The organism is Limnobacter sp. UBA7229, assembly GCF_002473065.1.
Taxonomy (GTDB): domain Bacteria; phylum Pseudomonadota; class Gammaproteobacteria; order Burkholderiales; family Burkholderiaceae_B; genus Limnobacter; species Limnobacter profundi.
Window position 1 is genome coordinate 219970 of the sequence record NZ_DKTN01000003.1, and the last position, 11801, is coordinate 231770.

Sequence of the window (11801 nt, forward strand, 5' to 3'; positions counted from 1 at the left end):
GGGCAGCAATTACAGCTGTGTACGGGCCACTTCCTTCACTTCAAATGCTTCCAGAATGTCGCCAACCTGGATGTCGTCGTAGTTGTGCAGTTGCAAGCCACACTCAAAGTTCTGACGCACTTCTTTGGCATCGTCTTTGAATCGCTTGAGCGAGGCCAACTGACCTGTCCACACCACCACGTTGTCGCGCAACAAGCGAACGCCAGCACCGCGACGAATAACACCATCGGTCACCATACAACCAGCGACAGAACCCACTTTGGAGATCTTGTACACTTCGCGGATTTCCACGTTACCGATGATTTCCTCTTTCTTGTCGGGCGTCAGCATGCCGGTCATGGCGGCCTTGATCTCGTCTACTGCGTCATAAATGATGTTGTAGTAGCGAATATCCACACCGTTGTTCTCGGCTGTTTTACGGGCACCTTGATCGGCACGCACGTTAAAGCCGATGATGACTGCTTTGGAGGCCACTGCCAGGTTGACGTCTGATTCGCTGATGCCACCCACTGCCGCGTGCACCACTTGCACCTTGACTTCGTCGGTTGACAGCTTTTGCAGGGCATGTGACAGCGCTTCTTGCGAACCCTGTACATCGGCCTTCAAAATCACAGCCAGGCTCTTGACTTCGCCCTCGGCCATTTGCTCGAACATGTTTTCAAGCTTGGCTGCTTGTTGCTTGGCCAGCTTCACGTCGCGGAATTTGCCTTGACGGAACAGGGCAATTTCACGGGCCTTGCGTTCATCTGGCAACACAATCACTTCTTCGCCTGCCGCAGGTACATCGCTCAAACCCTGAATTTCTACAGGGATGGACGGGCCGGCGGAGTCAATGGAACGACCGTTTTCGTCAACCATGGCACGTACTCGGCCAAATGCAGAACCTGCCAGCACCACATCGCCTTTCTTCAAGGTACCGCTTTGAACCAACACGGTGGCCACTGGGCCGCGGCCCTTGTCCAGTCGGGATTCAACCACAAGGCCCTTGGCCGGTGCTTCCACCTGCGCTTTCAATTCCATCACTTCAGCTTGCAACAACACTTGTTCCAGCAAGTCGTCAATGCCCTTGCCGGTTTTGGCCGACACGGGAACCATGGGTGAATCGCCGCCGTATTCCTCAGGGACCACAGAGTGTGTAATCAATTCCTGCTTCACACGCTCTGGGTTGGCATCGGGCTTGTCGATTTTGTTGATAGCCACAACCAAAGGCACATTGGCTGCCTTGGCATGGTGAATCGCTTCAATGGTTTGGGGCATCACGCCGTCATCGGCGGATACGACCAGAATAACGATGTCGGTTGCCTTGGCACCACGGGCACGCATGGCGGTAAACGCCTCGTGACCTGGGGTATCCAGGAAGGTGATCATGCCGCGTTCCGTTTCAACGTGGTAAGCACCAATGTGCTGCGTAATGCCGCCAGCTTCACCAGAGGCCACTTTTGCACTGCGAATGTAGTCAAGCAGTGAAGTTTTACCGTGGTCAACGTGACCCATCACGGTAACAACTGGCGCGCGCGGCACTGAAGGCGCCTCGGAATGTGCGACACCAGCTTCTTCGATCATGGCTTCAGGATCGTCGAGTTTGGCTGCAATCGCTTTGTGACCCAATTCTTCAGTCACAATCATGGCGGTGTCTTGGTCGAGTACCTGGTTGATGGTCACCATTTGGCCCATCTTCATCAAACACTTGATTACCTCAGCAGCCTTCACTGACATTTTGTGCGCCAGGTCGGCCACAGTAATGGTTTCGGGCACGTGAACATCGCGAACCACAGGTTCAGTGGGCTGGTTGAAGTTGCTTTGTTCCTGGCTGTGGCGGTTGTTTTTGCCCTTGGGGCCCTTCCAGCCACCAGCGCCTGTGCGGCCAACACCGGTTTCACCGCGTGTTTTCAAACCACCACGGCGGCGGCCTGGTTCTTCCTTTGCACCCGCAGCGCGAACACCTTTGCGACCGCGCTCGGCGGCTGAATCCTCTTCAGTGACAGCAACAATGGCTTTCTCAGGCTTCTTGATTGTAGCAGCCGGCTTGGGAGGCTCAACCGGCTCCTCGGCCTTCATGACTTTGGATGGCTGGGACATCATGCGGTTAATTGCCGCAACCTCAGCTTCTGCCGCTTTGCGTGCACGCTCTTGATTCGCGCTGGCTTTTGCTGCGTCCTCAGCGGCCTTTTTGGCCTTTTGCTCGGCCTTCAACGCATCGGCAGCACGCTGTTCGCGAGCCTTCGCTTCTTGGGCACGTGCGGCTTGCGTGGCTTCATCTTTAACGTCAGTTTCTTCTTCAGCCTTGGCAGGCTCGGCGCTTTCGGCCTTGGCTTGTTCCACAGCTTCGTGAGCAAGCCGCTCTTCTTCGGCACGCTGACGTGCTTCTTCCTGAAGCTTCAGTTCGCGCTCGCGCTCTTGCTCAAGCTTGGCTTGTTTTTCTTTCAGTTCTGCTTCCTGGCGTGCCTTCAACTCGGCCTGGCGCTGGGCTTCAGCGTCGCGGCGGGCTTGTTCTGCGGGTTCAAGCTGAGCTTCCATGACTGGCTCGCTTTCACCGGCTTTCTCGGCACGCTGAACGAACACACGCTTCTTGCGCACTTCAACCTGCACTGTGCGCGCGCGGCCGCCAGGGCCAGCCTGCTTGATTTCACTGGTCTGCTTGCGGGTGAGGGTAATTTTCTTTTGACCGCTTTCAGATCCGTGCGCCTTTCTCAGGCTTTCCAAAAGCTTTCCCTTGTCCGCTTCAGTAACTGCATCTGCCTCAGAATTTTTGCTCACGCCAGCAGACTTCAGCTGCTCCAAAAGAACATCGGCGGGCATTTTCAACTCTGCTGCAAACTGTGCGACTGTGGTACTGGTCATCTACTATTCCTTCAAATTCCCTTGCTGACCGGGCCGAGTGGCCCGATTCGACTCTACTCAATGCGGTTTGTATTATTCAAACCAGTGTGCTCGCGCTTTCATAATGATGTCGCGGGCACGGTCTTCTTCAATTCCTGCAATTTCAACCAATTCATCGACTGCCAATTCGGCCAGACCTTCGCGGTCAGAAATTTCAGCGGCTGCCAATTTGCCAACCAGATCGGCATCCACACCTTCGATGGACATCAAATCGCCTGCACCCTCAACCATTTCTTCACGGGCAATTGCCTCGGTCAACAATGCATTGCGGGCACGGGTTCTCAGTTCTTCGACAGTGTCTGCGTCAAATGCTTCAATTTCCTGCATTTCAGCGATGGGCACGTAGGCCACTTCTTCAAGACCGGTGAAGCCTTCTTCGATCAGAATGTTGGCCACTTCCTCGTCCACATCCAGCTTGCTGGTGAACAATTCACGCAACTTGCCGATTTCTTCTTCGGAACGCTTGGCCGACTCTTCGGGTGTCATGATATTGATTTGCCAGCCGGTGAGGTCGGAAGCCAAACGCACATTCTGACCGCTGCGGCCAATGGCTTGTGCCAGTTCGGCTTCGTCCACCACCACTTCCATCACGTGCTGGTCTTCATCCACAACGATGGATTGAACAGTAGCAGGCGACAAGGCGCCGATTACAAATTGGGCTGGATCTTCAGACCACAACACGATGTCCACACGCTCGCCGCCCAATTCCTGGGTAACGGCCTGAACGCGAGAACCACGCACGCCCACACAAGTGCCGATTGGATCAATGCGACGGTCGTGAGCCAGCACGGCGATTTTGGCACGCATGCCAGGATCGCGGGCAGCACCCTTGATTTCAAGGTGGCCTTGTTCAATTTCAGGCACTTCCATGGCAAACAAGGCTTTAATGAACTCGGGCGAAGTGCGTGACAGGATGACTTGCTGACCGCGGGCCATGCGATCAACCTTCCACAGGTAGGCGCGCACACGGTCACCGGGACGCAGGCTTTCGCGAGGAATCATTTGATCGCGGGGCAAACGGGCTTCGATACGGCCACTTTCAACAATGGCGTCACCACGCTCCATGCGCTTGACCTGACCAATCACGATTTTGTCGCCACGGTCGAGAAAGTCTTGCAAAATTTGCTCACGCTCGGCGTCGCGAACGCGCTGCAGAATGACCTGCTTGGCTGCTTGTGCACCAATTCGGCCAAACTCAACAGGCTCAAGTTCTTCTTCGATGAAGTCGCCCATTTCGGCTTCAGCATCGTGTTTCAAGGCCTGGTCTAGAACCATTTGGTAGGCGGGGTCGTAGAAATCTTCTTCTGTGACCACTTCCCAGCGGCGGAAAGTGTCGTAGTCGCCTGTGTCGCGGTCAATGGACACGCGGACATCCACTTCTTCATCGAAGCGCTTCTTGGTTGCGGAAGCCAATGCCAATTCGAGCGCACCAAAGACGATGTCTTTGTCCACATTCTTCTCGCGCGCCAACGCATCAACTAATAAAAGCAACTCACGGCTCATTCCAGGGCTCCTAAAACTTTAGATGGGGGACCAGACGGGCACCCGCCAAATCAGTTATTTCAAAATCAAGCAAATAGGGTTCGGCATTTTTACCGTCGGGGGTCACCAAGACACCCCAGGTTTGCTCTTTGCCCTTTTGCAATACACCTTTGAACTGTTTTTGATTGTTGATGGCCCGTTTGAATTTCAGGGACACCTCTTGCTCCAAAAACCGTTCGAAATCTTTTTTGCGGCGTAAAACGCGATCAACGCCCGGCGAGGAAATCTCGAGCCGTTCGTAGTTGACATTTTCGACGGTGAACAGGTGGGTAAGCTGGTGGCTGACCTTTTCGCAATCTTCGACGGTAACGCCAGTGGGTGAATCGATCATGATGCGCAACAGACCATTGCCCTCGCGCTCAATATCGGCCACTTCAAGGCCCAGAGAGGCGATCACGGCGTCGGCTTCAGTAACCCAGGATTCTGACCACACGCCAGACCATGAATTGCCAACAAATTCTTCAGGATTGATCACTTCGCCTTTCAACGTTCTTAACCTTTACTTGTCTGTTCGCTTCGCTTGTTCACTTTATTTGCGTACTTAAAACCGCCTCGCCAAAAAAAAATGGGCCTGTAAGCCCACTTCATTTGAGACACCCTTTTTGGAGTGGGCGCTCAGGCAGCCTCAGAGAATAACCGAAACTGCCTTTATTTTCAAGTAATTTCAGGTGCGGAGAACTACGCGGCCGGTGCCTTCCTGCGTCTACGCTGCTGGGGTTTCTGGGCTGCACCATTTCCACCCTCATTGCCGCGCCCGGGACCGCGCCCGGCAGAAGGACCACCAGACCGCGGACCCGCATTGCGTGGCCCTGAGGGGCGCTTGCCTGTCCCAGCAAACTTTCCAGCTGGGGCAGCACCATTGCCATTGGCACCGGCTCTGTTGCCATTTCGGTCACCACCGCCACCTCGCCGGGCTGAGCCCCCGGCAGAAGACAAGTTGTTCTGGTTGCTCAACGCGGCGGCGGCGGCAGCGCCAGACACGGTGAGGTAAGTTTGGGTTGGCGTGGTAAAGGCCAAGCCCGGATCGATCAGGGGTTGACCGTTACGACGCTTGTTGTTTTTTGAGCCGATGTTCTTCTTGTCACGGCGAATGGCACCTTCTTGGGCAGACTCATCCACCTTCAAGCCCAATGACTGCATATAGGACATGGCCTCAAGTGCTTCCATTTCCATGTGGCGGCCACGTTTCAAGGTGGAGGGCATCAGGATGTCGCCAAAACGTGTGCGAATCAGGCGACTTACGGTCAGGTTACAGGCCTCAAACATGCGGCGAACCTCTCGGTTGCGCCCTTCTTTCAAGCCAACTTTGTACCAGCGGTTAGCACCCTCACCGCCGGCAGCATCCACATAGAGAAACTTGGCAGGACCGTCTTCAAGCTGAATACCAGTGAGCAATTGCTGGCGTTGTTCTTCAGAAAGCTCACCCAGAATGCGCACAGCGTACTCACGCTGCACTTCGTAACGCGGGTGCATTAAACGGTTGGCCAACTCGCCCGAGGAGGTGAACAGCAATAAGCCCTCGGTGTTGAAATCGAGACGCCCCACTGCAATCCACTTGCCGTTTGAAATTTTCGGCAGTTTCTGAAATACGGTAGTACGGCCTTGGGGGTCGTCCATGGACACAATTTCGCCGGCGGGCTTGTGATAAATAAGTACCCGAGGTGGCTTGGATTTGTTTTTGCGCTGAATCAGCTTGCCATTGACACGCACCTGGTCGGTGGGCAACACGCGCTGGCCCAGGTGGGCAGGTTCAGCATTGACAGAGACACGCCCAGCGACAATCAGCTCTTCCATTTCACGACGAGAACCCATACCGGAATCGGCCAATACCTTGTGCAACTTGGGCGCCAATTCGGGGTCTAGCCGCACATTCAGCTTGCTGCGGTTCTTGCCTGCGCCGCCACCCTCTTCAGACTTCAGGCCTTCGACCTGATCCAGCACTTCGCCCCATTCCAGATCATGACTTTCGCTGTCTATGCTGACTGCCGCCTGCTCGGGAATTGGGTTGCTGTCGAGTGTTTCAGTTGCTTTGCGCTTGTTGGTTCTCATCGTTTTCCGCTGTTTCGCTGTCATCCAGATCAAATGGAATGACTTTCTGTAATTCATCAGCCAGCTGTTGGTCTTTTTCATCGTCCAGTGCTGGCAAGTCGCTTAGGCTGGCCAAATTCAGGTCAGCCAAAAACTGGGGCGTGGTTGCCCACAGTGCTGGGCGCCCCGGCGCATCACGGTGGCCGATTGACTCGATCCAGCCGCGATCCTCGAGCGCCTTCATGACCTGGGTAGACACGGTGACCCCACGAATGGACTCGATGTCGCCCCGGGTGACCGGCTGCTTGTAGGCAATAATTGCCAGGGTTTCCATGGTTGCCCTTGAGTACTTCGGGGGCTTCTCGGGATTCATTTGTTCGAGGTAACGTTTGACGTCCTCTCGGGTTTGGAAGCGCCAGCCCGTTTTGACTTGCACAAGTTCCAAACCCTTGTGAGTCCAATCTCGACGCAGGTCTTCCAACAAGGTTGTGACCACGGATGCATCAATTGCATCATCGAACAGGCGCATCAATTCCTTGACGGCAATGGGCTCGACCGAACACAGCAATGCTGCTTCTAATATGTTTTTAGCGCGCTGGGGATCCATCCAGGCGGACTCACTTTAAGAAATTCAGGTGTTGATAGGGAAATAGTGCCGATTGGTCCTGCAGGCCGATGTGGCTGTTGCCAGCGGGGTGCAGGGGCGCAGCGTGAAACGAGTTGCGCGACAGGCATTTTATAAACCGATGGCGCATTGTAACCACGTTATCCACCGCTCAGCAACCACTTGATCACACAATTAATTTCAAAAAAAACGGCTCACCGAGGCAAGCCGTATCTGAAAGTAACCCACGGAGGGTCGGAGACATTCATAGAGTGCCGGAACAAAGTGCACTGAACATCCCCACTGTGGCTTAACCCGAGGCTTATGGAACTTATCCACACTGGGCGGGGAAAACCTTCCCTATTCGCTGTGGATAAAATTTTCAGCCTGTTGATTTTGTGCAGTTTTTGGTTGGTTGATTAAAAACTGAGCATGGGCTCTAGAGACTATCAACTCTTGCTATTTCAGCTTTCCCAGCGATAGCCAACACCCGCTTGGCGGATGCGGTTCCAGATAGCCTCTTTCTCCTCGTCGCTTTTGAACAGCCAACCATCGACTTCGTCCAGAGTGCGACCGCAGCCCATGCAAATGTCGTCTCCAAGGTTGGTTGAACAAAAACCCACGCAAGGGGTATCGGCTTGGGGCCACACAGGCAGGTTGGCGTATTCAGGTTTTGACATGATGCTGCTTTAGTTGGGGTTGGGACGGTACTGCTTCTTCAGGCGAATATAGAGCACTTTGGTGACGTGTGCGACAACCGAGCCATCGGCGTGGGTGATGTCGGTCTCGAAGGTGTGCAAAACTTTTTCACCAGTGGCCGCTTTGGCTTTGATTTCTTCCAGTGTTTGATCATCAACTTGATACACGCCTTTGACCAAGGCGTTGCCCGGTGCAACAAACCGAATGTTGGCCTCTTGATCCCACACATGGTAGCGACTGCCCAAGCGCTTCATGAGAATGAGCATGTAGAAGGGATCGGCCATGGCGTAGAGAGAACCGCCAAATTGCGTACCCATGATGTTCTTGTTGCGACGCGTGAGTGGCATGTGCACTTCGACTTCTTCGAAATTGGTACTGATGTGATGTACATGAATGCCTGTGCCGCGCAAAGGTGCGTAAAAATTCATGGCCCTGCGCATGAATTCGGGCTTGTCAGAGAGGTTTTTCAGAAATTTTTTAAACATTTTTTGCTGCAAATTTTTCTTGTGGTTTCAGTAGGATAAAGGTTTTTGGGCCGCGGTTTAGGCGTTTGCATGCGTTTGTTCACTTGCACACAAGGGGGAAACCCGCTATAGTTTCGTTCTTACCAGACGCGGGGTGGAGCAGTCTGGCAGCTCGTCGGGCTCATAACCCGAAGGTCGTAGGTTCAAATCCTGCCCCCGCAACCAAATACAGAAAAAAGGCCAATCATCTCGGTGATTGGCCTTTTTATTTTTCCGGTATCAGACTTTATCAATTCAAAGCGAATGCCAAGGTCTATGTCACATCAATGTTGTCGAATCCTATTAATTGATTGATGGATTTAAATCATGGTTGACGTACCTTCAACGCTTCAAAAAGTTAAGTAGATCCTGATTCAAGCGATCTTTGTGAGTGTCAGCCAAGCCATGGGGAGCACCTGGATAAACAATCAGAGTGGAACCCTTGATTTGCGCTGCAGATGCTTTGGCCGATGCGTCCAAAGGAACGATTTGATCGTCATCGCCGTGAATGATCAGCGTGGGAATGTTGAATTTCTTCAGATCTTCACGAAAGTCTGTCGCAGAAAATGCAGCGATAGAGTCATAGGTGTTCTTGTGACCTGCCTGCATGCCCTGAACCCAGAATGACTGAATCAGCCCTTGTGAAGGTTTTGCGCCTTCGCGATTGAAACCAAAGAATGGCCCCGACGCAATATCCAGATACAACTGCGAACGGTTTTCCAGCGATGCTTGTCGAAGCCCCTCAAACACGCTCATCGGGAGCCCACCGGGATTGCTTTCGGTTTTCAACATCAGCGGCGGAACAGCTGCCACCAACACGGCCTTTTCAACGCGTTTGGTGCCGTGCCGCCCAATGTAGCGGGCCACTTCACCACCGCCAGTGGAAAAACCAACCAGCGTGACTTTCTTCAACTTCAGCGCTTCGATCACTGCCGAAAGATCATCTGCGTAATGATCCATGTCGTTCCCATCCCAAGGCTGACTTGAACGACCATGACCGCGACGGTCATGAGCAACAACCCTGTATCCATTGCTGGCCAGGAACATCATTTGCGATTCCCAACTGTCAGAATTCAGCGGCCAGCCGTGACTGAAAACCACGGGCTGACCATCGCGAGGGCCCCAGTCCTTGTAATAAAGCTGCACATTGTCTTTAGTGACGATCGTGCTAGCGGATTGAACAAAGCTGCCCTTGCCGTGGGTGTTACCTGCCACAGTGGCAGGTTGAGCGGCATTCACAGTTGCTGAGAATAAAGCAGTTGAAAAGATTGCTAAAAAGTTTCTGAACGCGTTCATTATTGATCTCCAACGTTGCACTGAGCCAGATTTTTCCCATCGAGCGAGGTCATCGGGCGCTGAACGCTTCGATCAAGAAACTCAACCATCGCATCAGCGATTTCCTTGCCATGCGTTTCGATTGCGAAATGGCCAGTGTCGAGAAACTGAACTTCCGCCTTGGGATTGTCGCGCTTGTAAGCGTTTGCACCGGCCGGGATAAAAAATGGATCATTGGCACCCCAAATTGCCAATGTGGGTGGCTGATAGCGGCGGAAGAACTCGTGCAGTGCACCGTACTGTTTAATATTCTGGCCATAGTCAAGCAACAGATCCATTTGTGCATCAACGCCGATACGTTCCACCGCAGCATGTGCCAGCTGGTAGGTTTCGGGAGCCACCAGTGAAGTGTCTTTCACACCCTCTGTGTACTGCCACTTGATCATCTCGTACGTGTTGAAGCGACGCAGTGCCTCCCGGTTGGCTGGCGTTGGATTGGCCCAAGCCTTGCGCATGTCGGCCCAGCCTTCACTCAGCCCCTCTTCATAAGCGTTGCCATTCTGGCTCACGATTGCAGTAATCTTCTGCGGATTTTTTACAGCAAGACGCCAGCCGACAGGGGCACCGTAGTCGAATACATACATGGCGTAACTATCCATACCCTTGGCGACTGTGAATGCGTCGATTACCGAAGCGAGGTTGTCGAATTGATAGGCAAATGACTTGCCTGGCAGAACATTGGTTTGACCAAAACCAGGCAGATCGGGGGCGATGACATGATATTTCTCTGCCAGTTTCGGGATGAGCTCACGAAACATGTAGGAAGACGCGCCGAATCCGTGCAACAGCAAAACTTTAGGTGCAGTTTCAGGCCCGGCTTCTCGATAAAACACATCAACATCCTGAATATTCACAGACCGGTGATGAACCTGCTCTGTGGGAGGTGCCGCACTGGCGGCGAAAGTTGCAGTGGCCAGCGTGGTTGCGGCCAATAGTGCGTGAATGCTAGTCATGGCTATTCCTTGTCGTAAAAATTAAATGATCAGCTGCTTGTTTGAAATAACCTGTATAATTTGATTTATACGGTTACTTGCCCGGAAGTGTCTTCCAAAAAAAGTAACCTGTCAAACTATTTTTTAAAGGTTACTTATGGAAAAGACTGAAACGTCGATAAACAACAATCCCGGAGAGATCCCAATGGTGGGTGACCACCTGGCTCTGGACTTACTGAACACAGAAATGCGAGTTGGCAATGAGTCAGTGGATTTATGGCGAAGTGGTGAGGATGTTCACGCATGGCTTGAGCGATGTGGTTTGTTGGCGAGCGCGTCAATCGCAGCAGCAGCAGAGAAACAGACATTACTCAGGCAGGCGAGAGAACTTCGAGCACTCGCTCGGCAGCTGATTGGACAATGGAAGAATGGACAGATGGGCGATGTGCAGCCGCTGAACAAGTTTCTTGATGGCTACACCAGCGCCCCACAGGTGATACCAACCGACGCCGGTAGACTTGTATTGACCCGAGTTGCCAAAGCCGATCCTGTTGCTAATTTGCTGGGGCCAGTGGCTGAAGCAGTCGCGCAATTGCTGACCGATGGCGAGCTAGATCTTGTTAAAAAATGCGCCCATCCTGAATGCATTCTTTGGTTCTATGACCGAACAAAATCGCATAAGCGTCGCTGGTGCAGCATGGCATCTTGCGGAAATCGACACAAAGCTGCCCAGTTCAGAAAAAAGGTGGGAACAACTTGAGTGAATGATTGCAATCTGCTTACGTGGTTTTTTTAGCGACTCGAGCAATCACTTTGATTTCGAAGTCGAAGCCGGCAAGCCAGTTCACTCCCAATGCGGTCCAGTTCGGATAAGGAGATTCGGGAAATACTTCATCCTTGACCTTCAGGATTGTGGGGAATTGATTCTCTGGATCGGTGTGAAAAGTGGTTACGTCGACGATGTCGTTCAGCGAACATCCGCCAGCTTTCAACGTTGCCTCAAGATTGGCGAATGCCAAGCGAACTTGAGCTTCGAAATTTGGCTCTGGTGAGCCATCGCCAAGGCTTCCGACTTGCCCCGACACAAACAGAAGATCACCAGATTTAATAGCAGCAGAATAGCGGTGTAGCTCATACAACTCATGGCGATCAGCTGGAAAAATTGCTTGGCGTGTGCTCATCGGTGTTACCTCGAAAGTTGATTGGTAACGGAAATTTAAGTGATATTTTTGTTTGAATAAATTGCTAAATAACAGCAACACTGTTTAAATATTTCAA

Annotated in this window: 11 protein-coding genes and 1 tRNA gene; 2 read left to right on the forward strand and 10 right to left on the reverse strand. The window is 52.7% G+C overall.

The features are described from left to right. Positions 1-9: 9 nt before the first annotated feature. From infB to B4C79_RS01635, 7 genes are all read right to left on the reverse strand, one after another. On the reverse strand, positions 10-2841 hold the full coding sequence (gene infB, locus B4C79_RS01605; RefSeq protein WP_291762197.1) for a translation initiation factor IF-2: 2832 nt from the start codon (positions 2839-2841) through the stop codon (positions 10-12). A gap of 72 nt (positions 2842-2913) precedes the next feature. Further along, positions 2914-4383, reverse strand: a complete 1470-nt coding sequence (gene nusA / locus B4C79_RS01610; RefSeq protein WP_105029429.1) for a transcription termination factor NusA — start codon at positions 4381-4383, stop codon at positions 2914-2916. 10 nt (positions 4384-4393) lie between these two features. After that, the gene (gene rimP, locus B4C79_RS01615; RefSeq protein ID WP_246066209.1) at positions 4394-4897 is read right to left on the reverse strand and encodes a ribosome maturation factor RimP; all 504 of its coding nucleotides are present in this window, start codon (positions 4895-4897) and stop codon (positions 4394-4396) included. A 203-nt stretch (positions 4898-5100) separates the two neighbouring features. After that, a complete protein-coding gene (gene rluB, locus B4C79_RS15840) occupies positions 5101-6471 on the reverse strand; it encodes a 23S rRNA pseudouridine(2605) synthase RluB (RefSeq protein ID WP_335618915.1) in 1371 nt (456 codons plus the stop codon). Beyond that, on the reverse strand, positions 6443-7057 hold the full coding sequence (gene scpB, locus B4C79_RS01625; protein ID WP_105029431.1) for an SMC-Scp complex subunit ScpB: 615 nt from the start codon (positions 7055-7057) through the stop codon (positions 6443-6445). Before scpB ends, rluB begins: the two co-directional genes overlap by 29 nt. Before the next feature lie 461 nt (positions 7058-7518). Next, positions 7519-7734: a DUF1289 domain-containing protein gene (locus B4C79_RS01630; protein WP_105029432.1), complete on the reverse strand. Its 216-nt coding sequence runs from the start codon at positions 7732-7734 to the stop codon at positions 7519-7521. Positions 7735-7743: 9 nt separating this feature from the next. Continuing rightward, positions 7744-8238: a DUF4442 domain-containing protein gene (locus B4C79_RS01635; RefSeq protein ID WP_291742581.1), complete on the reverse strand. Its 495-nt coding sequence runs from the start codon at positions 8236-8238 to the stop codon at positions 7744-7746. Positions 8239-8365: 127 nt separating this feature from the next. On the opposite strand from B4C79_RS01635, the gene B4C79_RS01640 reads away from it, so the two are divergent. Continuing rightward, a tRNA-Met gene (locus B4C79_RS01640) sits at positions 8366-8442 on the forward strand. Between the two features lie 156 nt (positions 8443-8598). Here B4C79_RS01640 and B4C79_RS01645 read toward each other — a convergent pair. Both B4C79_RS01645 and B4C79_RS01650 read right to left on the reverse strand, forming a co-directional pair. Beyond that, the gene (locus tag B4C79_RS01645) at positions 8599-9552 is read right to left on the reverse strand and encodes an alpha/beta fold hydrolase (RefSeq protein WP_291740604.1); all 954 of its coding nucleotides are present in this window, start codon (positions 9550-9552) and stop codon (positions 8599-8601) included. Then, positions 9552-10544 (reverse strand): alpha/beta fold hydrolase, encoded by a 993-nt coding sequence (locus tag B4C79_RS01650; protein WP_291740605.1) that lies wholly within the window; start codon positions 10542-10544, stop codon positions 9552-9554. The genes B4C79_RS01645 and B4C79_RS01650 overlap by 1 nt, the downstream gene beginning before the upstream one ends. Before the next feature lie 136 nt (positions 10545-10680). On the opposite strand from B4C79_RS01650, the gene B4C79_RS01655 reads away from it, so the two are divergent. Further along, a complete protein-coding gene (locus B4C79_RS01655; protein ID WP_291740607.1) occupies positions 10681-11283 on the forward strand; it encodes a CGNR zinc finger domain-containing protein in 603 nt (200 codons plus the stop codon). 19 nt (positions 11284-11302) lie between these two features. Here B4C79_RS01655 and B4C79_RS01660 read toward each other — a convergent pair whose 3' ends face one another. Further along, positions 11303-11704, reverse strand: a complete 402-nt coding sequence (locus B4C79_RS01660; RefSeq protein WP_291740608.1) for a RidA family protein — start codon at positions 11702-11704, stop codon at positions 11303-11305. Positions 11705-11801 lie beyond the last annotated feature (97 nt).